Origin of the sequence: Acinetobacter sp. 251-1 (assembly GCF_030329305.1) — a bacterium.
Taxonomy (GTDB): Bacteria; Pseudomonadota; Gammaproteobacteria; order Pseudomonadales; family Moraxellaceae; genus Acinetobacter; species Acinetobacter piscicola_A.
On sequence record NZ_JACANS010000002.1, the window covers coordinates 178,656 to 199,914 of the forward strand.

Annotated in this window: 24 protein-coding genes; 19 read left to right on the forward strand and 5 right to left on the reverse strand. The window is 37.9% G+C overall.

Annotation, left to right across the window (positions count from 1 at the left end):
- The first annotated feature begins 43 nt into the window (after positions 1-43).
- From HX129_RS02190 to HX129_RS02265, 16 genes are all read left to right on the forward strand, one after another.
- On the forward strand, positions 44-658 hold the full coding sequence (locus HX129_RS02190; RefSeq protein ID WP_130072600.1) for a TetR/AcrR family transcriptional regulator: 615 nt from the start codon (positions 44-46) through the stop codon (positions 656-658).
- Positions 659-661: 3 nt separating this feature from the next.
- Positions 662-1,228: a type II secretion system protein gene (locus tag HX129_RS02195; RefSeq protein ID WP_180045346.1), complete on the forward strand. Its 567-nt coding sequence runs from the start codon at positions 662-664 to the stop codon at positions 1,226-1,228.
- Positions 1,229-1,337: 109 nt separating this feature from the next.
- Complete coding sequence (gene gspI, locus HX129_RS02200) at positions 1,338-1,727, forward strand: type II secretion system minor pseudopilin GspI (protein WP_353620001.1); 390 nt, start codon at positions 1,338-1,340, stop codon at positions 1,725-1,727.
- Between the two features lie 14 nt (positions 1,728-1,741).
- The gene (gspJ, locus tag HX129_RS02205) at positions 1,742-2,386 is read left to right on the forward strand and encodes a type II secretion system minor pseudopilin GspJ (RefSeq protein WP_130072596.1); all 645 of its coding nucleotides are present in this window, start codon (positions 1,742-1,744) and stop codon (positions 2,384-2,386) included.
- A gap of 12 nt (positions 2,387-2,398) precedes the next feature.
- Entirely contained in the window at positions 2,399-3,346 is a 948-nt protein-coding gene (gene gspK / locus HX129_RS02210) for a type II secretion system minor pseudopilin GspK (RefSeq protein ID WP_286433282.1), read from the forward strand.
- Positions 3,347-3,552: 206 nt separating this feature from the next.
- On the forward strand, positions 3,553-4,149 hold the full coding sequence (locus tag HX129_RS02215) for a 6-pyruvoyl trahydropterin synthase family protein (RefSeq protein WP_130072591.1): 597 nt from the start codon (positions 3,553-3,555) through the stop codon (positions 4,147-4,149).
- Positions 4,150-4,235: 86 nt separating this feature from the next.
- On the forward strand, positions 4,236-4,949 hold the full coding sequence (gene ung / locus HX129_RS02220) for a uracil-DNA glycosylase (protein ID WP_286433279.1): 714 nt from the start codon (positions 4,236-4,238) through the stop codon (positions 4,947-4,949).
- Positions 4,946-6,070, forward strand: coding sequence for an enoyl-CoA hydratase/isomerase family protein (locus HX129_RS02225; RefSeq protein WP_130072585.1), 1,125 nt, complete (start codon positions 4,946-4,948; stop codon positions 6,068-6,070). Before ung ends, HX129_RS02225 begins: the two co-directional genes overlap by 4 nt.
- 8 nt (positions 6,071-6,078) lie before the next feature.
- Positions 6,079-6,600 (forward strand): tRNA adenosine(34) deaminase TadA, encoded by a 522-nt coding sequence (tadA, locus tag HX129_RS02230; protein ID WP_286433278.1) that lies wholly within the window; start codon positions 6,079-6,081, stop codon positions 6,598-6,600.
- 56 nt (positions 6,601-6,656) lie between these two features.
- Complete coding sequence (locus HX129_RS02235; protein WP_174492892.1) at positions 6,657-7,091, forward strand: SRPBCC family protein; 435 nt, start codon at positions 6,657-6,659, stop codon at positions 7,089-7,091.
- Between the two features lie 13 nt (positions 7,092-7,104).
- A complete protein-coding gene (gene cmk, locus HX129_RS02240) occupies positions 7,105-7,797 on the forward strand; it encodes a (d)CMP kinase (RefSeq protein WP_180045348.1) in 693 nt (230 codons plus the stop codon).
- A 104-nt stretch (positions 7,798-7,901) separates the two neighbouring features.
- On the forward strand, positions 7,902-9,578 hold the full coding sequence (gene rpsA / locus HX129_RS02245; RefSeq protein WP_286433277.1) for a 30S ribosomal protein S1: 1,677 nt from the start codon (positions 7,902-7,904) through the stop codon (positions 9,576-9,578).
- Between the two features lie 161 nt (positions 9,579-9,739).
- Complete coding sequence (locus HX129_RS02250; RefSeq protein ID WP_130072563.1) at positions 9,740-10,045, forward strand: integration host factor subunit beta; 306 nt, start codon at positions 9,740-9,742, stop codon at positions 10,043-10,045.
- Positions 10,046-10,063: 18 nt separating this feature from the next.
- Positions 10,064-10,429 (forward strand): lipopolysaccharide assembly protein LapA domain-containing protein, encoded by a 366-nt coding sequence (locus HX129_RS02255; protein ID WP_130072561.1) that lies wholly within the window; start codon positions 10,064-10,066, stop codon positions 10,427-10,429.
- Positions 10,430-10,589: 160 nt separating this feature from the next.
- A complete protein-coding gene (gene pyrF, locus HX129_RS02260; protein WP_130072558.1) occupies positions 10,590-11,270 on the forward strand; it encodes an orotidine-5'-phosphate decarboxylase in 681 nt (226 codons plus the stop codon).
- Between the two features lie 100 nt (positions 11,271-11,370).
- A complete protein-coding gene (locus HX129_RS02265) occupies positions 11,371-11,553 on the forward strand; it encodes a hypothetical protein (RefSeq protein WP_130072555.1) in 183 nt (60 codons plus the stop codon).
- 146 nt (positions 11,554-11,699) lie between these two features.
- On the opposite strand, the gene HX129_RS02270 is transcribed toward HX129_RS02265, so the two are convergent.
- Positions 11,700-12,608 (reverse strand): LysO family transporter, encoded by a 909-nt coding sequence (locus HX129_RS02270; protein ID WP_286433276.1) that lies wholly within the window; start codon positions 12,606-12,608, stop codon positions 11,700-11,702.
- Positions 12,609-12,652: 44 nt separating this feature from the next.
- Positions 12,653-14,182 (reverse strand): flavin-containing monooxygenase, encoded by a 1,530-nt coding sequence (locus HX129_RS02275; protein ID WP_130072550.1) that lies wholly within the window; start codon positions 14,180-14,182, stop codon positions 12,653-12,655.
- A 152-nt stretch (positions 14,183-14,334) separates the two neighbouring features.
- Here HX129_RS02275 and HX129_RS02280 point away from each other — a divergent pair, with 152 nt between their 5' ends.
- From HX129_RS02280 to HX129_RS02290, 3 genes are all read left to right on the forward strand, one after another.
- Positions 14,335-15,345 (forward strand): AraC family transcriptional regulator, encoded by a 1,011-nt coding sequence (locus tag HX129_RS02280; protein ID WP_286433275.1) that lies wholly within the window; start codon positions 14,335-14,337, stop codon positions 15,343-15,345.
- A 100-nt stretch (positions 15,346-15,445) separates the two neighbouring features.
- Positions 15,446-16,594 carry a cell division protein ZapE gene (gene zapE, locus HX129_RS02285; protein ID WP_130072544.1) on the forward strand — a complete coding sequence of 383 codons (1,149 nt, stop codon included), beginning with the start codon at positions 15,446-15,448 and terminating at the stop codon, positions 16,592-16,594.
- Positions 16,595-16,979: 385 nt separating this feature from the next.
- Complete coding sequence (locus HX129_RS02290) at positions 16,980-19,145, forward strand: malate synthase G (RefSeq protein ID WP_286433274.1); 2,166 nt, start codon at positions 16,980-16,982, stop codon at positions 19,143-19,145.
- A gap of 91 nt (positions 19,146-19,236) precedes the next feature.
- Here the strand turns inward: HX129_RS02290 and HX129_RS02295 are convergent, their stop codons facing one another.
- The 3 genes from HX129_RS02295 to trmA form a co-directional block, all read right to left on the reverse strand.
- Entirely contained in the window at positions 19,237-19,485 is a 249-nt protein-coding gene (locus HX129_RS02295; protein ID WP_130072538.1) for a hypothetical protein, read from the reverse strand.
- Positions 19,486-19,641: 156 nt separating this feature from the next.
- On the reverse strand, positions 19,642-19,869 hold the full coding sequence (locus tag HX129_RS02300) for a hypothetical protein (RefSeq protein ID WP_130072536.1): 228 nt from the start codon (positions 19,867-19,869) through the stop codon (positions 19,642-19,644).
- A gap of 243 nt (positions 19,870-20,112) precedes the next feature.
- Positions 20,113-21,195: a tRNA (uridine(54)-C5)-methyltransferase TrmA gene (gene trmA / locus HX129_RS02305; RefSeq protein WP_286433273.1), complete on the reverse strand. Its 1,083-nt coding sequence runs from the start codon at positions 21,193-21,195 to the stop codon at positions 20,113-20,115.
- Between the last annotated feature and the right edge of the window lie 64 nt (positions 21,196-21,259).

The window sequence follows — 21,259 nt, forward strand, 5'->3', positions numbered from 1 at the left end:
ATGCCATAGATATAAGATTAAGAAGAGAGTTTATCGAGTGAAGATGGATCGTCAGGCTCAGTTTAGAGCAAGAGAAGCATTAATTTTTCAGGTGGCTGAACAGTTATTGCTAGAAAATGGTGAGTCAGGCATGACGCTTGATGCTTTGGCAGCCGAACTAGATCTCGCAAAAGGGACGCTCTATAAACATTTTCAGAGTAAAGATGAATTGTACATGCTGCTGATTATTCGTAATGAGCGCATGTTGTTGGAGATGGTCAAAGATACAGAAAAGGAATTTCCTGAGCATTTGGCTTTTTTTATGTTGCATCATTTGCATCATCCTGAACGTACTGTGTTATTTCATCAAATTGAAGAACGTTTATCGACGACAGGACAAGGGATTCATGATTTATTTCATGAGCTTTACCAAGTGCGTAAGCAACGATTGCGCATTATCATTCGTATGACTGATCAATATTTGGCAGACATTGACAGTCAAATGTCAGGGCGTGATTATTTGGCTTCAATTTGGTCAATCACCCATGGTGGTGCTGCAATTCTTAACTCGAGTTTTTACCAACGTTATTTGGGTTCAAGAGACACTTTGCGTGTGGCGTTGATTGATCAAGCTTTATTGATGCCAAAACATGCCCAATCTGTTGGCGAGTTTGGCTAAGTCATGAATAAGCCATCATCATTTATTCTACAAAAAGGGTTTACCTTGATTGAGTTGATGGTGGTCATTGTGATTGTAAGCATTATGGCATCTTTGATCATGCTCAATATTGATGGTGTGGATCATCGTAAAGCCTTGCAAGCACGTGAATTTTTATTGCTGGATTTAAAGAAAATAAACCGTGATGCCAATGATCAAGCACAGATCTATGCGCTTGATATTTTACCAGCTACGGATGTTGCACCATTTCGCTATAAGCTTGTGCAATATCAGCCTTTTACTGAAAGTGCTGATAAAAGTTTAAGAGTGATCGAAGGAAAACCATGGAAAGATGTACAAAATTTTGATTTGCGTAGCTTGCCTGAACGTGTGTCATTTGTTGTACAAAGCCAAGAACATCGTTTTGTAAATGCCAATAATGCTGATTTGTTGGGAAATAATGCCCCTAAAGTCATTTGGTTTGGCAATGGTGAGGCGAAACCTGTCAAAATTCAAATGTATTATGATCAAAAGCCAATTGGTGCTTTGATTGATTTGGATTATTTGGGAAAAGTCACAGATGAAGAATAAAAAAATGAAGTGTGATTCCTTATCTCGTACTCAGGCACAATATGGTTTTACTGATGCTTTTTCATTCAATATCATTTTTAGACGTCCGACACCATCAAGCCGTGTGCACTTGAATCGTATTTTAGGGTTTACCCTCATTGAGGTTGTGGTGGCATTGGCAATTTTTGCGGTGGCTGCCATGGCACTCACCAAAGTTGCGATGCAATATACCCAGTCTACAGCAAACGCGATTTTAAGAACAAAAGCGCAATTTGTGGCACAAAATCAAGTCGCGTTGATGAAAATTAATCAAGCGAAATTGACAGGAACCCAGTCTGAACAAATTACGTCGCAAGGTGAAACCTGGCAAGTCGATAAAAAAGCTGAAAGCACGATCAGTCCAAACATTCAAAAAATAGAGATCCAAATTAGTTTATATAATCCTGAAACTCATAAAGTGGAAGCAGGTATTACCAATGCTGTGTTTTTTAACAATCCACAAAAAAATGTTCAATCCTAGTTTGAGTGTATTTCATGTCTAATCAAACAAAAACACAAGGATTTACATTGATTGAACTGATGGTTGCCATTGCAATCTTTGCTGTTTTGGCGGCGTTGGGTTGGAAAATTTTTGATTATCTAAATAAAGTCAAAGAACGAAATGCGATGCATGAGCAAAATTTGGGACAACTACAAGAAGCATATCAGCAAATGCAACGCGATACCTTGCAAATTATTCCTGTAACAGCGAGTATGGGACAACAAATATTGCCTGCATTGCAACTCGATCAGCAGAAATTGAGTTTTAGTAAAACAGGGATGACTGATCCTTTGAAGCAGGGACTTGCCAGTTTTGAGCGCGTTGAATATGTTTATAGCGCACAAGATAAAAAATTATATCGTTTGAAATATAGCAATTTGAATTTATCTGCTGCTGCACAGCCTTTATCGAGTGTACTGCTCAACGATGTCGATCAATATCAGGTCAGTACGCTAAACCCGAACGAAGGTGAGCGGTGGCCTGATGAAAATGCCTTTAATGAGCGTCAATTACCACGAGGCATTAAAATTAAAGTGATGATCCGTGATGTTGAATATGAGTGGATTTTTAGTTTATTAGATACTGAGTTTTTGCGTGAGCAAACGAGTGCGAGTACACCTGTCAATAATGGATCATGATTTGAGAAAAATATGAAGCAGCAAAAAGGAATCGCATTAATTACCATTTTGGTCATGGTGGCTTTAGCAACTATTCTTGCTGCAAGTATTGCTAAACGCCAATATGCTGCTAATGAAAATACCGCAGTATTGATGCGTCAAAATCAAGCATTGAATTATGCCAAAAGTGCTGAAGATTTTTTTTCCGAATTATTGATTCAAGATGCACAAAACAGTCCAAATACGGACAATTTGCAAGAAAATTGGGCAAAGCCAATGCCTGCCTTTCCTATTGAAGGTGGTTTTATCACAGGCACACTCAAAGATGAGTCTGGAAAATTTAATTTAAATAGCTTATTTACAATAGATGGAAAAGTGAATGAGGAAAATAAAGTCTATTTTGAGCGTATTTTAGTCCGTGTAGGCTTAGCTGCGGAAATTAGCCAAGCGGTGATCGATTGGCAAGATCAAGATGATCTTCCTATGGGGGCGATGGGTGCGGAAAGTAATTATTACAACGGCTTACAACCCTCATATTCTGCGGCAAATCGTCCATTTTTTAGTGTGGAAGAATTGAAACTTGTACGAGGCTTTGAAGGCACGAAATACGACTTAATCCAACAATATGTGTCTGCATTACCTGATGTGACGAGTAAAATTAACATCAATACTGCACCTGCCTTAGTTTTGGCTGCATTAGACCCCAAACTCGATGTTGCAAGTGTCGCAAGCTTACAAAAACAAAAGCTCGAAAAAATGGAAAACTTTAATAGTGTGCAAGATCTATTGGGTGTTGATGCATTTAAAAGTATAGACCCTGCAAACAAAGCCATGGCAGAAAAAGTTTTTGATGTAAAAAGTGGTTATTTTAAAGCAGAAATCGAAGTGGCATTAAACAATCGAAATCGTCAAATGAGTAGTTATTTGATGCGTAAAAACAATACAGTGGTCGTGTATGCTCGTAGTTTGGCACCATTTTAAATTCAATACTAAATTGTTGGACAATATCACCACATGCGATTGTAAAATAAAATATGCTGATAAAATCACGAAGAGCAGGGGATGAATCTGATGATTTTTTGTTTATACCTTTTGCCTATTGCAATGAACGTTAAAATTAATCCTCAGCGTCAGTGTTTTGCTTTATAATCAAATTTCTTCACTATTCTTTTTGTAAAATTTGACACATGTTAATTCGTAAGTTATTTAAATTTGAAAATGCACATATTGTGCGTAACTGTACCTCGGATCGTTGTAAACGTTCGATTCATGGCCACAGTTATAAAGTAGAATTGTTGCTTAAAGCTTCGAAGCTTGATCATGGTCAAATGGTCTATGACTTTGGGTTGCTCAAGGGTGTGATTAAAGACATTTTTGATAGTTTTGATCACGCAATTTGTTTTTGGCAAGATGATAGTGCTGAGTACATTCAAGCTTGCAAAACTTTTAGTGCGCGTTGGGTGGCTTTACCTGTATCTCCTTCAGCAGAGCAATTTTCCCGTATTTTTTTCTTTTTGGCACAGCAGGTTCTTCAATCGACCATTACTCAAAATGGCGAAGGCGATGTTGAAGTCTATTCAGTGATTGTGCATGAAACCGATACAGGCTATGCACAAAGTTTTATTGAAGATATTGAAAATGAACAAATGGGCATTTTAAGTTTAGAGGACATTGTTTTTTCAGAACAAGTTCAAGCAGAATGGCATGACCCTGAAATGTATGAGAACCTGAAAAAAGGTTTGAAATTTCAAAATCCTACGGTAGATTTACAAGTTAAATTGTAATTTTTTATAGCGTTATAAATGAGATCAAAATTTAGATCGAAAATGGATTGGCTTCAGGGCTAAGAGTAAATGAGGGATTGAACACAGTGCAATTCACTGAACAAGAGCAAGCAAAATTAAATCAAGTTCGCTTGGATGAAAGTTGGAAAGCAGGTTTGGCTGAGTTTTTAGTGGGTCCAAAGATGGATCATTTACGTGCATTCTTAAAATCACAATTTGCTGAAAATAAACAAATTTATCCTGAAAACTCCCTAATCTTTAATGCATTGGATACAACACCTTTGCATAAAGTTAAAGTGGTGATCTTGGGGCAAGATCCTTATCACGGCCCAAATCAAGCGCATGGTTTGAGTTTTTCAGTACAAAAGGGGGTTGCATTACCTCCATCTTTGCGTAATATCTTTCATGAATTGCATAATGACCTCGGCATTGCGGTGTCAAAACATGGCGATTTAACTCGATGGGCAGAACAAGGTGTACTTTTACTCAATAGTGTATTGACCGTCGAAGCAGGGAAACCGACTTCACACCAAAAACAAGGTTGGGAAGAATTCACCGATACTGTGATCGATGTGATTAATGAGCAGTGTACCCATGTCGTGTTTATCTTGTGGGGTGCTTATGCACAACGTAAAGGACAACGTATAGACCAAGAAAAACATCTCGTATTAAAAGCCGCCCACCCTTCACCTTTGGCAGCAAATCGTGGTGGTTTTTTTGGTTGTAAGGTATTTTCCAAAACAAATAATTATCTGAAACAAAATGGCATTGAGCCAATAGACTGGCAGCTGGACGCATGACAAATTCTCCCGAAAGTAATCTCTATCATCCTGATTTAATTATTGAAGAAGCAGCCAATGGTTGGCGTGTAATTCGATTAAATCGTCCAAAATCGTTGCATGCCTTGGATGAGTCCATTGTTGCAGCTTTATTAAAATTATTTGAAGATTTTCATACAGATGATCAAGTTAAAGCAATTTGGTTAGATTCAACTACACCTAAAGCATTTTGTGCAGGTGGTGATGTACGAAAATTACGCCAACTTGTGATTAATAATGAAGTTGATGTAGCCAATCAATTCTTTAAAACAGAATATGCACTTGACTTACTTTTACATGACTATGCTAAACCCATCGTGGTTTGGGGTGAAGGTTATGTGATGGGCGGTGGTTTAGGCTTGTTTATGGCTGCCCCTTTCCGTTTAGTTACCCCTTACTCACGTTTAGCGATGCCTGAAGTCAATATTGGTTTATATCCTGATGTTGGTGCGACACGCTTCCTTGCAGATCGTGGGCCTGTTGGTTTGTTTACAGGTTTAACGGGATCGATTATGACTGCGGCAGGTGGTTATGGGATTGGTTGGGCGACCCATATTTGTGATGCACAGCGTGATGTCGTATTACAAAAGCTTATTGATATTGACTGGGATCATTATCCTGCGGGTGATTTTCGCGCATTGGATGACACCTTAAACAGTTTACACCGTCCAGTATCGCCTGGTCCTTTGCAAAACTCGTTGGATGTGATTCATAGTGTTTGTCGTGGTGTGAACTTTCAACAAGATTATGATGCAATTATTGGTTTGAGTGAAGCGCGTAGTGATTGGTTACGTCAAGCCAGCGAGAACTTGCAAAAGGGGTCACCAAGTACTGCTGCACTGACTTGGTTGTTATGGCAATGGGGGCGTCAAGTTCATCCATGGAGTGAAGTGTTTGAGTTAGAAGCACAAATTTCTGATTGGAAGATCCGTCATCCTGATTTTGTGGAAGGTGTTCGTGCACGTTTGGTGGATAAGGATTTATCACCTGAATGGCAAGAAGTTGAATCAATGACGCTCAAAGGTATTCTTGCAAGTCATCCACCGATCACAACGATCGAAAGCTGGAATGCATTACTTCGTCATTATGATGTTATTGCATGATTGTTTAAATGAGCGAAACACAAAAAATACAAGATGAATATTGGATGCAGCAGGCTTTCGAGCAGGCTGCATATGCTGCAACTCAGGGTGAAATCCCTGTAGGTGCAGTGCTTGTGAGTCAAAATCAAATCATTGGGCAAGGCTACAATACGCCTATTTCCGCTCATGATCCAACCGCCCATGCTGAGATTCAAGCGATTCGCCATGCGTGTTTCAGTATTCAAAATTATCGCTTACCTGATGATGCGACTTTATATGTGACCTTAGAGCCTTGTACCATGTGTGTAGGGGCATTAATTCACGCACGTGTGCAACGTGTGGTATTTGCTGCAACTGAGCCTAAAGCAGGGTCTTTGGTGAGCAGTCGCCAACTTTTGGACAATGGTTATTACAATCATATTTTTCAATTCGAAGGTGGATGTTTGCAAGAACAGTGTTCAAATCAATTGTCTGAGTTTTTTAAGATGCGTCGTGAGCAAAAAAAGCAGCAACGTTTACACGAAAAGTCATTAAAAGATCAAATAAAGTAAGTTAAAATCATTAGACATTTGACAATCTGTATTGTCACTTTATAAAGGAAATAAAAATGAATTCAATTCAAGTAAAACAAGAGTTCAATGCACCCATTGATCAAGTCTTTGATTTGTTATCAAAACATGCGACTTATAATGTTGCTTTTGCTCCAATCCAAGTGGTACGCGTGAAAGATGCGGCTGATCCTGAACGTCCTGATGGCTTAGGGTCTATACGTCGTATGGGGCTTGGTCCGATTAAACCGATCCAAGAACAAATTACCTTGTTGGATGTAAATAAACGTATTGAATATAAATTAATCAAGAATCCTTTGATCAAACATCATATTGGAATCATTGAATTTACTGAACTTGGTGCAAATAAAACACAAGTCGACTATACGATCGAATTACAGGCACGTGCACCCTTTGTTAGTAAATTAATACTTGCACAGCTCAAACTAGCGATTACACTTGGCTTTAAGAAATTAGCAAAGTCGATGGCTTAAAACTGGAATTTCAATGACAATTCAAATTATTACGATTGATGGACCGAGTGGTTCAGGTAAAGGCACACTCGCAGCAAAGTTAGCAGCGCATTATCAGTTTCACTTGTTAGATTCAGGGGCGATCTATCGTTTACTTGGATTGTCATTACATAAAAATAATCTGCTAGATGCTTTAAATGATGCAGATGTGTTAACGCAATGCGAGAAAATTGCAACAAATTTAGACATTAAGTTTGTCAGTGAACAAAACTCAGCGACACAAGTGTTTTTAGATGATGAAAATGTCACTGAAACTATTCGTACTGAACGTGTTGGTGAATTTGCTTCAAAAGTCGCAGCAATTCCTGTGCTTAGAACAGCGCTTTTTGCCCGTCAACGTGCATTTGCCCAAGCACCGGGGTTGGTGGCAGATGGTCGAGATATGGCGACTTCAATTTTTCCTGAAGCACAAGCAAAAATTTACTTGACTGCATCGGCAGAGTCACGTGCGACACGCCGTCTAAAACAGTTGCAGGCGATGGGCTTGGATGTTAAAATAAACGACATTTTAGCTAACATACAGGCACGTGATAAGCGTGATATGGAGCGTACAGTCGCTCCATTGAAGCCAGCACAAGATGCATATATTATTGATAGTTCTACATTAAATATCGATGAAGTATTCAAATTGATGACTGATTTTATCGATGCACAGTTAGCGAAATAACAAATTCAGTGGAAGCATAGCTTGATCAGTTTATACGGACTATGTGGAGACTTAACTAAACCGGCCTTGTCTGATCCAAGACCGCTGACTTTTCTAGGTATATCATGACCGAATCTTTTGCAGCCCTCTTTGAAGAAAGCGAATTAAACCTCAACGTTGAAAAGGGTGCAGTCATCCAAGGTATCGTTGTTAGTATCGATTCTGACTGGGTAACTGTTGATACTGGCCTTAAATCTGAAGGCGTTGTATCTCGTGCTGAATTTTTAAACGAACAACGTGAACTTGAAGTTCAAGTTGGCGATACAGTAGATGTTGTTGTTGAAGCGCTTGACAACGGTATGGGTCAAACAGTTTTATCACGTGAAAAAGCAAAACGTGCTGAAACTTGGACTAAACTTGAAAAAATCTTTGAAGACGGCGAAATCGTTACTGGTGTTATCTCTGGTAAGGTTAAAGGCGGTTTCACTGTTGACATCGGTCCTGTTCGTGCGTTCTTACCAGGTTCTTTGGTAGACACTCGTCCAATCCGTGACACGACTCACCTTGAAGGTAAAGAGTTAGAATTCAAAGTCATCAAACTTGATGCTAAACGTAACAACGTTGTTGTATCTCGTCGTGCTGTTATGGAAGCTGAATCTTCAGCTGACCGTGAAGCGCTTCTTTCTCAATTGGAAGAAGGCCAAACAGTTACTGGTACAATCAAAAATCTTACTGACTACGGTGCTTTCGTTGACCTTGGCGGTATTGATGGTCTTCTTCACATCACTGATATGGCTTGGAAACGCATCAAGCACCCTTCAGAAGTTGTTGAAGTGGGTCAAGAAGTTACTGTTAAAGTACTTAAATTTGACAAAGAACGTAACCGTGTTTCTCTAGGTCTTAAACAACTTGGTGAAGATCCATGGTTAGCGATCATGAACCGTTATCCTAAAGGTTCTATCGTTAAAGCACGTGTAACTAATTTAACTGACTACGGTTGTTTCGCTGAAATCGCTGAAGGCGTTGAAGGTTTAGTACATGTTTCTGAAATGGACCACACAAACAAAAACATCCACCCATCTAAAGTTGTTCAGATTGGTGATGAAGTTGATGTTATGGTTCTTGAAGTTGATGAAGAACGTCGTCGTATTTCTCTTGGTATCAAACAAACTCGTGCTAACCCATGGGAAGAGTTTGCTAAAGCTCATGAGAAAGGTGAAAAAGTTTCTGGTACGATCAAATCTATCACTGACTTTGGTATCTTCATTGGCTTAAACGGTGGTATCGACGGTTTAGTTCACTTGTCTGATATTTCTTGGAACGAACAAGGCGAAGAAGCGATTCGTCGTTACAAGAAAGGCGACACAGTTGAAGCAGTTATCTTGTCTGTAGATGCAGAAGGTAACCGTATCAGCCTTGGCGTTAAACAATTGAACAGCGATCCATTCAATGACTTCTTAGCTGCTAACGAACGCGGTGCGTTGGTTAAAGGTACAGTAACTGCAGTTGATGCTAAAGGCGCAACTGTTAAGTTAGCTGACGAAGTTGAAGCTTCTTTGAAAGCATCTGAAATCAACCGTGATCGCGTTGAAGATGCAACTAAATTCTTAGAAGTTGGTCAAGAAGTTGAAGCGAAAATCATCAACGTTGACCGTAAATCTCGCTCTATCAACTTGTCGATCAAAGCGAAAGACGAAGCTGAAGAGAAAGAAGCGGTTGCAAACTTGAAAACAACTACAACTGCTCAAGACAATGGTCCAAAAACTATTGGTGACTTGATCAAAGCTCAAATGAATCACTAAGTTGCTGTAAAAAAGTATTATTAAATGTAATTAATTAATACTTTTTATACAAATACTGTAAAAGGTAGCGTAGTATACGATCACTGCGCTACCTTTTTGTATTTAAAAAGGATATTATTTGAAGCAAGGCTAAATAGCATTAAAATGAATTGAGGTCGTAGATGACAACTGAAGCTCTAAACAAATCTGACTTAATAGAAAGAATTGCACTTAAAAATCCACATTTGGCTGAGCCATTGGTGGAAGAAGCAGTGAAGATTATGATAGATCAAATGATTGCATCACTATCAGGAGATGATCGTATCGAAATTCGTGGTTTTGGTAGTTTTGCTTTACATCATCGTGAGCCACGTGTGGGACGTAACCCAAAAACAGGTAAATCAGTTGAGGTTGCAGCGAAAGCAGTACCACATTTTAAACCTGGTAAAGCATTACGTGACGCAGTAAACGAATCTGCAAATAAATAAAATTCGAATGGGGTGTTTATGCGCTTTATTTTAGGTTTACTTTTGGTCGCAGTGTTTGTTTATTCTCTAGCACTGGTACTGATCAATGGAACTGAGTTACCTGTGGATTTATGGTTTACTCAAGTGCCTGCAATGCGTTTGGGTTTATTGTTGTTGTTAACATTAGCCATTGGTATTGTATTGGGGTTGTTGATCGGTGTGCAGATTTTCCGAGTATTTCAAAATAATTGGGAAATTCGCAGATTACGTAAAGATATTGATCATTTACGTAAGGAGCAAATCCAAAGCGCTCAATTGGCTGCAGCGGAAGCCGCAGCAAGTGTGCGTCATGAAAAAACAGTGATGGATGTTTATCCAGAAGATAAAAATTCTAAGCCATTATAATTTTATCAACCCTCAATCATGATAATAATGAAAGATTGAGGGTTTTATCATTTCTGCATTCTAATAATTATTCGAATAATCACCAAGTAAAGTATTAATTCTTTGTACTCATCAGGATTATCTCTATAATAAGGCACCTTATTGTGATGGAAAGAATCTCTTGAGTATTATTGTTGCCTTAGACGCCAAAAGCCAATATGACGCATTAACAATCGCTGATCAGCTAGATCCATCACTTTGTCGTTTGAAAGTGGGTAAAGAACTTTTTACACATGAAGGTTCATCTATTGTTAAAGCATTGCATGATCGTAACTTTGAAGTATTTCTAGATTTAAAATTTCATGATATTCCAAATACTACAGCACAAGCTGTATGTGCTGCGGGAGACATGGGGGTTTGGATGGTGAATGTACACGCGTCAGGTGGTCGTAAAATGATGGAAACCTGTGTTGAGCGTTTACAAGCAGGGAACTATAAAACTCAATTGATTGCTGTAACAGTATTAACTTCAATGGGACGTGAAGATTTACGTGATATTGGTTTGGATATTGAGCCTTTTGAGCAAGTGAAACGTTTAGCAAAATTGACCAAAGACAGTGGTTTAGATGGTGTTGTGTGTTCTGCACAAGAAGCGAAAATGTTGCGTGAAGAATTAGGTCAAGATTTTTCTTTGGTTACACCAGGTATTCGGCCAGTAGGTTCAAATGCGGATGATCAAAAGCGTATTGTGACCCCAAAACAAGCGATGTTAGATGGTTCTACACATTTGGTGATTGGTCGTCCAATTACTCAATCTGAGAATCCAAGTCAAACGTTGAAAGATATTTTGGTGACATTGTAATCGTTCTGATTTGGTATACAGTTATTTTGCAGAAAGCCTTTCAATCGAAAGGCTTTCTTGTTTATGATGAAATTGTAAATTGATCTATGAGACAAATAAAATGACTGATCAAAATTTATCAATGAATGATACACCACAATATGTGATCGACAATCTGCAACAACTTTCAGAAGAAGCTATACAAGAGGAAGAACATGCTCAAAATGGAAATAATGAATGGGGTTCAGATATTGACGCTGTTGAGTGGGTTAGAGCGTTTTTGAATGCATTAAAAAATTTTTGAGTGGGTGATATTTACTTTAGTGTGTGTTTCTATTGGTGCTAGTTCAAGTTGCATATTTCTCATTTTTTGAATCTAGTTCTGAATTTTGGTTAAAAAAAGAAATCACCATCATTGGTGATTTTTTTTCTACTTATAGGCTTGAAAAACTATAAAGCTGCCAAAATACTTACAGCAATAGGTGCGAGTACCGAGAGAACAAAACCACTGACCATGGCATGCGGTATAAACTCGTTGCCACAGGCTTGTTTAACCATGGGTAAAGTCACATCCATTGCGGTTGCACCTGCAGAAGAAATAGCAGAACGTGGATAACGCCAACCGATCATATACATAAATAAAATGGCGAAAATTTCACGGAATAAATCATTAATTAAGGCAATACTGCCGAGATGAGCATTTCTCAATTCAGTGACCACGATTCCTGTCATAGAGTAAAAACCATAACCTTGTGACAACATGATCAAATCTTTTAAGTTGATGTTATTGATCATTAAAGAACACAGGACAGCACCTAAAATAGAACCGATAATACAACCTATGGGTACAAGTAATATTTTCCAGTTTAGCCAAGAGCGATCTAATGGAGAGTAAGCGAGATCTAAACCAATCAGCAGCATGAAGACGAGTAGTAAATACCATGTGCTGATCTGTGGTTGATAGTCAAAATAAGCAAATAATTCAGATAAACCATAGCCTAAAGCTAAGGCGATAAAAGCATAGCTAATATTGATTAATGAACCCATCAACAGTTCTGCTGAAACTTTACCTTGTGTAGGTTGAAAGCCAATCACTTTAAATAATATATAGCAGCATAGAAATGCCCCTACCGATGTTGCTAAAGCAATGCTAATGGCATCACTCACAATTTGTGCAGGTTCGGCGATGCTATGAAGGGTTTGTGCGAACTCAATGGCAATGGCAATCAATAAGATATAAGTAAAATAAGGCAGAATTTTAAAGGCGATAGTTTCTAGCCAAACGGGTAATCGACGTGCCAGAATAAAACCTAAAAATAAACAAAATAAAAGTTGGAAGATCAGCCAAAGAGATTGCATAAAAATGGGCAAATAGTCACTATTTGCCCATTATAGCTGAAGTTTTAAGCAGCACGTGTGCTTTTATTAGACATTTGTTTTTGACCTAATAATAAATAATCGCTAGCGTTAACTGTTCGAGTCTGTAGCCAGAATTTCCATGTATACGTTGGCCAAAGTGAGAAGTTTTTGCCACCATCTTGTTGATACCAACTCACACATCCAGACTGCCAAACAGTGCCTTTGAGTTGTTCTTGAACACGTTCATTAAATGAATCTTGTACTTCAGGTTTGATGGTGATTGCTTGAGTTTGAGTTTTATTAACCAATTGAATGAGTTGTAAAATATATTGCACTTGTGATTCGATCATGAAAATCACAGAATTATGACCAAGTATGGTATTTGGTCCTAACAATTGGAATAAATTAGGGAAATTTTTGGTTGTAATTCCATAATAGCTTTCTGCACCATCTTTCCATGCATCTTTGAGTTCAATACCATTTAAACCATAACATTCAAATGATTTTAGATAAATACGCGGGTCGGTAATAAAACCTGTACCATAAATTAAGCAATCAATTGGACGTTCTTTACCATCTTTGGTGATGATGCTGTTTTCAGTCACTTCTTGAATCGTATCGGTGATGAGTTCTACATTGTCACGGTTAAAGGTTGGGAAATATTTATTAGAAATCAGAATACGTTTACAGCCCATGACATAGTCTGGAGTCAGTTTTTTCGCAACAGCTTTATCTTTTACTTGAAATTTAATAAAAGCTTCAGCCAATTTTTGCCCATATTTCATGATTTGTGGTTGTACAATCGGAACGACGCGCGATTCATTTGACCAATATAAACGTGCACGATGTAACTTTCTAAACCATTCAAAACGTTTAAATAGATGTTGATCTAAAGCATTATAAGCACGTTCATCGCGTGGAATTACCCATGCTGCTGTGCGTTGCAACACATAAAGATTTTTAACTTTGGCTGCGATTTCGGGAATATATTGGATCGCACTACCACCTGTGCCAATCGATGCTACATTTTTCTCATTTAAATTATATTGGTGATTCCATTGTGACGAGTGGAAAACTTCACCTTTGAACTTTTCAATGCCTTTAATTTTTGGAATCTGTGGGACATGCAAAGGACCTGAAGCAAAAATAACAAATTGTGCCTCAATTTTTTGTCCATTTTTTAGCACTAAATGCCAATGACATTGTTGTTCATCGTAGCGTGTTGAAATGACTTCTTGATTAAATTGGATGTATTTTTTTAGCTGATATTCTTTTATCAGGTCTTGGATATAATCAAAAATCTCAGGCGCTTCAGCATAACGTTTTGACCAGTCTTTCTTCGGTGCAAATGAGAGCGAATACATGTGTGATTGTACATCACAAGCAGCTCCCGGATATTGATTTTCACGCCATGTACCACCGACATCATCGGCTTTTTCTAGAATGATAAAATCATGAATATTGGCTTGTAGTAAACGAATAGCCATCGCTAAACCACCAAAGCCTGCGCCAATGATCGCAATTTGTGTGGATTGGGTCGGTTGTTGATGATTGATCGTGTTTGTTGCACACATTTTTTAAATCCAGTTTTTTTGATTTTGTTTAGGTTAATGAAATTTTTTAGACAGTAATATGATTATAGCAACAGAAAAATTGATCAATTCGGCAATTTTCAAATCAGTAATAGTGTAGTAAAAAATAGCCAGTAAAAAATATTGTAATGAAGATGAAAAGATCGATACTTGGTTTGATGTACTTAATTCAGGGCATGCGTAATGCAGGTATTGATGTGGATGCACGTCTTGCAAGTATTGGTATCCAGTCTGATGCCCTTGAACCCAGTTCAATTATTCATCCGAGTTTAGAATGGGATATTCAAAAAGTCATTGGGCAAGGCGTTAAGCCTGAAACTGGGGTATTTATTGGACAGCACTATGCTTTAGCGGGTTATGGTCCTTTGCTCATGTTGTTGGTGACGTGTCAGACGGTTGGTGATGCAATCAAAAATGGTATTCATTTTCAAGGTTTAACACATTTATATGGCGTTTTAAATTTGATAGAAAACCAATATCAAGTTGCTTTAAGCTATCAACCTATTGATCTCACGACTGATATGGGATTGTTACGGGCACAATGTGAAATTTCAGGAACATATAAGTTTTTACAAGATATTTATAAAATGATGGGTTTGCCTACTCCAAATATACGTATTGAGTTACCTTTTGCTCAACCTAAAGATGCTGAAACTTTGAAACAGTTTCAGGATTATTATGGTGCGGACTTACACTTTGGTGGTAAGGCGGCTGCATTTGGGTTAGATAAATATGTACTCGATGTTAAAATTCCATCTGCGGATCAGATGACCAATCGTATTTATGAGGTTAAATGTGTTGAAGAGATTCAGCGTTTAAGTGATGTTGAAAATGAGACACCTGTATTGATTCAACGTGTAAAGGATTATTTAGAGTTACAACAAGGTGTAATGCCGACAATGGCAGAAACAGCACAGGCATTGAATTTGCCAGAACGAACATTACGCCACCAATTACAACAACTCAATACGAGTTATAAGGTGATTCGAGAGCAATTAATTAAGCATAAGGCATTGCGTCTGATTGAATATAAAGAATATTCAATTGAGATGATTGCTGAGTTATTGGGATATTCTGAACCTGCGGCATTTAATCATGCATTTAAACGTTGGTTTGGGCAAAGCCCACGCCAATATGGCAAATAAAACAATTTTCGGTATAGCAAAGATAAATTAATGAGAAAGTCTTATTTATCAGTTTGTAATTTTCGCTATACTTCCATCAGCCCCTAAAAGTATTCGTAATATGTTAGACAAAAAATCAGCACATAGCACCGCATTTACACCCGTATCTCCTGCTGAGCGTTATGCTCAAGCTTTGTCATCTGGGCAATTTTTACCCGATGAAGCACAGGCGCAAGCAGTGCATGAGCTAGATCGTGTTTGGCAAGAACTTATTCAACGTTATAAAGCTTCTAAAAAAGCATTTCGTCGTTTTCGCCGCCAGACCTCACCTAAAGGTGTCTATATGTGGGGTGGTGTAGGGCGTGGAAAAACGTGGTTGATGGATCAATTCTATGAGTCAATTCCATTTCGCCGTAAAACCCGTATGCATTTTCATCACTTTATGCAGTATGTGCATAAAGAGTTAAATAAGCTTTCAGGTCAACGTAATCCACTCGATTTGGTCGCAGATCAAATTTATAAAGATGCTGTAGTGATTTGTTTTGATGAATTTTTTGTGTCAAACGTTACAGATGCAATGATTCTTAGTGATTTATTTCAAAAACTATTTACACGCGGTATTACGCTGATTGCAACATCAAATATTGCACCCGATGGTTTATATAAAAATGGTATTCATCGTGATCGTTTTCTGCCAACCATTGAAATGGTCAAGAAAAACTGTGTGATTTTAAATGTTGATGCAGGTGTAGACTATCGTTTACGTGTATTAAAACAAGCACAATTGTTTAAGTCACCTTTAAATGATGAAAATACGGCATGGATGGCTGAGCGCTTTAATGCTTTAGTCTTGTCACAATCGGTGTCTAAAAGTTCGATCATCATCAATAATCGTGAAGTTGAAACGTTAGGGCATACTGAAGATGTATTGTGGTGTGAGTTTCGTGAACTATGTATGAAGCCGCGTAGTCCATCTGACTTTATTGAAATTGCCAATATTTATAATACGGTTTTAGTCAGTAATGTCCCGCATTTGGATGATTTGTTGTCAGAAGGAACGCGTCGTTTTATTTATTTGGTCGATGAGTTTTATGATCGTGGGGTGAAATTATTACTGACTTCAGCAGATTCGATCATTGAGATTTATGAGGGTGAAAAATTAGCATTTGAAATTGAACGTACTCGTTCACGTTTGTTAGAAATGCAATCAGATGAATATTTACAGTCTGAACATCGCCAGATTCAAGGCAAAGAATTACAAGTGGAATAAGTACGTTACATCTTATTCAGCACTCGCCAGAGTGCTTTTTTTTGTTCAATGAAACAGATTGTTCACAAGCTTTTATCGACATTGTGTATTTTTCATGGCTTAATCGGGGGATGAAAAAAAGTATATTGACATTAAAATGATCAAATAAATGACCTTTTCGGCACTTAAGTCTAATTTCGACATTTTAAAAACTTTATACACTGTGGAAAGAGTATTCAAATTGTTGATGTTATTCACTTCTTGAACTGTATTTAATTGGATGATATCGGTATGTATTCAATTTAAAATGCTTACTATTTAGGAATGTGATATTACTATTCAGCAAGGTATAAATCGGTATACTAAGAATCTCTTGTTATAAAAAGTAGCAATATCAGGAAAGACAATGACTGCACGTATTCAAAAAGGCAAGTTAGCGATTGCTAAAGAACTCTACGATTTTATTGAAAATGAAGCTTTACCAGGCTCAGGTCTAGACAGCGAAAAATACTGGAAAGATTTCGAGCAAGTTGTTGTCGATCTTAGTCCAAAAAATAAAGCATTATTGGCTAAGCGTGATGACATTCAAGCTAAAATTGATGAATGGCACCGCAACAATAAATTTGAACTAGAAGCTTACAAAGCTTTCTTGACTGAAATTGGCTACTTATTACCAGAAGTAGAAGATTTTCAAATCACGACAGAAAATGTTGACGAAGAAATTGCATTATTGGCAGGCGCACAATTGGTTGTACCTGTGCGTAATGCACGTTACTGCTTAAACGCTGCGAATGCACGTTGGGGCTCACTCTATGACGCACTTTACGGTTTTGACGTGATTCCAGAAGATGGTGGCGCGGAAAAAGGTAAAGGTGGCTATAACCCAGTTCGTGGTGAAAAGGTTATTGCATTTGCCAAAAATTTCTTAAATGAAACTTTCCCATTGGCAAATGGTTCTCATGCTGATGCAACTAAATATGCTGTTGATGGCAAAAAATTAGCTGTAACACTTAAAGATGGTTCGACTACAACATTAGCGAAAGAATCTCAATTTGTGGGTTTTAATGGTGATGAAACTGCACCAAATGAAATTGTACTTTTAAATAATGGCTTACACGTTATTATTGAAGTAGATGCAACAAGTCCAATTGGTAAAACTGATGCGGCAGGCGTAAAAGACTTAGTGCTTGAAGCTGCTGTAACAACAATTCAAGACTTAGAAGACTCAATTGCTGCAGTTGACGCTGAAGAGAAAGTTGAAGGTTATCGTAACTGGTTAGGCTTAATGAAAGGTACACTTTCAGAGTCTATCGAGAAAAATGGTAAAACGATTACGCGTACTTTGAATAAAGACCGTACTCATAAAAACTTGATCGGTGGTGAAACAACGCTTCATGGTCGTTCATTGATGTTACTTCGTAACGTAGGTCATTTAATGACAAATCCAGCGATCCTAGTAGATGGTGCTGAAATCTACGAAGGTATCATGGATGCATTGATTACGCCGTTGCTTACTTTTGCAGACATCAAAGGTCAAAACGAAAACAAAAACTCTCGCAAAGGTTCGATGTATATCGTTAAACCAAAAATGCACGGTCCTGAAGAAGTTGCATTTGCAGTTGAATTGTTTGAACGTGCTGAACAAGCACTAGGTTTACCTGCGAAAACCTTAAAAATCGGGATTATGGATGAAGAGCGTCGTACGTCTGTAAACTTGAAGAACTGTATTGCACAAGCAAAAGATCGTACGATCTTTATTAATACAGGCTTCATGGATCGTACAGGTGATGAAATCCATACCTTCATGGAAGCAGGTCCATTCGTTCGTAAAGGTGAAGTGAAAGGTCAAATTTGGTTCCCAGCGTACGAAAACCGTAACGTGATGATTGGTTTGCAAACGGGTTTACGTGGTAAAGCACAAATTGGTAAAGGCATGTGGCCAAAACCAGACATGCTTTTAGACATGTATAAAACTAAGATTGAACATCCTGAAGCGGGCGCAAGCTGTGCATGGGTTCCATCTCCATCGGGCGCAGTAATTCATGCAATCCATTATCACCAATGTAATGTGTCTGTACGTCAGCAAGAATTGTTGAAAACAGAAGCGTTGCCATTAGATGATTTGTTAACTCCGCCGTTAGCGACAGATACCAACTGGACTGAAGAAGAGAAAACCAAAGAACTTGAAAATAACTTACAAGGTATCTTGGGTTATGTTGTTCGTTGGGTTGACTTAGGTGTGGGTTGTTCGAAAGTTCTTGACATCAATAACGTTGGTTTGATGGAAGACCGTGCGACACTGCGTATTTCTTCTCAGCACGTTGCGAACTGGTTACGTCACGGTATTGTGACCAAAGAGCAGGTTGAAGAAGTATTTAAGCGTATGGCGAAGATTGTGGATGAGCAAAATGCAAACGATCCACTGTACACACCAATGGCACCAAGTTTTGATGGCTTTGCTTATCAAGCCGCTTATGACTTAGTGTTCAAAGGTGCTGAGCAACCATCTGGTTATACAGAGCCATTGCTTCATGCTTACCGTTTAAAATTGAAAGGCTATACAGGTGACTAATCTGTAAGCGATTAAAAACCCTGACTTGTCAGGGTTTTTTTATTTGAGCGTATTAAAATGCTGATCGCTTAGATTAAGAACATATAGAAATTTATTTAACCATACCCAGTATTGCGGTTTGTGTTTTGCATACTTTGGTGGCTTCTTCTTTACCCATTTTATTTACTTCATCTTCAAAAGCCTTTTTCTGATTATTAATTGCTTCTTCAGGAATACCACTGGTTTTGGCCATTTTTTCAATCTGTTGCCATGATTCTTCACATTCTTTTGGCATTTTATTGCTGCTACAGGCGCTCAAAAGTAAACTGCTGATCGTTAGGGCAAAATAGATTTTTTTCATTGTTTTAGCTCGATTTTGTAAAATGATATAAAATTTAAATGATGATGTAATAAATCAAAAGAATTATTCAACACATTAACATAATGAAAAAAGAGCTGTAAATGACAGGTATTAAAAAAGGCATTCATTTTGAATGCCTTTTTGTGTCATCCATGACTATTGAATCGGTGGATGTTGAAGTTCATTTAGCTCTTTACGACTAAAGCCTCGCGAGATGAGAACTTTCTTAATGCCAAGAATCGTATCTTCGTCTTTCGCTTGAGATAAAGCCAAAAGAAGCTGATCATTGGATTTACAAGAGCAATCATTTTCCACGCAAGCAATCTGATTTTTATGCTCATTTTGCTGCGCATCTTTTGTAAACAGCTTTTGCCAAAAACTCATAGAGCCTTCTAATGCAACCAAACATAGCTTGAAATATAGTGGGTTTAAAATAAAATACAAGCTATGCGAAGGTCGAGCTTGAATAAAAAACATGAATTTTAACGATTATAAAGTAAAAATTTAACGGAATGATGACAGGTTTTTTTGCATTAAAAAATTAAGCCATTGATAAGCAATATAAATATTCGTGTTTATAAAATAGGCTACATGCGTGTAGCCTAAGTTACCATTGAAATAAGTTGTTTAAATTTTTTCTAGCAATACGCCTGATTCAATATGATGTGTGTATGGAAATTGGTCAAATAAGGCGAATTTTTGGATTTTATGGGTTTGACTTAAGATTTCTAAATTTTCAAATAACGTGTCAGGGTTACATGAAATATAAAGAATACGCTCAAAACCCTGTATTAATTTTAAGGTGTCTAGGTCTATCCCTGCACGTGGTGGGTCGACAAAAACAGTGTCAAAGTCATAACTTGAAATATCGATTTCAGCTTCTTGTAAGCGACGGAACTCACGTTCACCTTGATAAGCTTGGGTAAATTCTTCTGCAGACAAACGCGCAACTTGGATATTATTAATTTGATTTTGTTCAATATTCCACTGTGCAGCATAAACGGAAGACTTTGCCAGTTCTGTTGCGAGTACACGGCGGAAACGTAAAGAAAGGGGAAGGGTAAAATTGCCATTACCACAATACAGTTCGAGCAAATCACGTTCAGACTGTCGAGCTGCATCACATGCCCACTCCAACATGTCTTGGCAAACATGTGCATTGGGTTGGGTAAAACTGCTTTCGATTTGCTTATATTTAAATTTACGTTCAAATACTTGCAATTCTTCAACTACAAATTCATCGCTGAGAATCATTTTTTGACCACGGCTGCGACCAATAATTTTAATATTCAGTTTTTCTGCAAGTTGTTTGGCTAAAGCTTCCCATTCTTCATTGAGTGGGGCACGATACACTAGAGACACAAGCATTTCGCCATTTAAAGTTGCAAGGAAATGCACCTCAAATAAACGTTTAGACAAGATGTCGCTGCTTTTTAATTCAGCCAATAAAATGGGCATTAGCGTGTTAATGCTTTGGTCGGCAATCGGAAATTCATTAATGCGAATCACCTTTTTTTGCTGATCTGCATCACGTTCAAACATGGCATAGAACATATCATCTTCGGTATGCCAAATTCGGAATTCTGCACGCATACGAAAGTTTTGTTCAGGAGAAGCAAAAACTTCTAATTCTGGTGGATTGAATTTGCTAAATTGATTGCGAATACGCTCAATTTTGGCATCGAGCTGAAGCTGATAAGTGGAAGTCATATAAATTCGAAAAGACAAGTTTAAAGCAGTGAGAATGGTAACAAAGTTTAGTCAAATTAGCTGC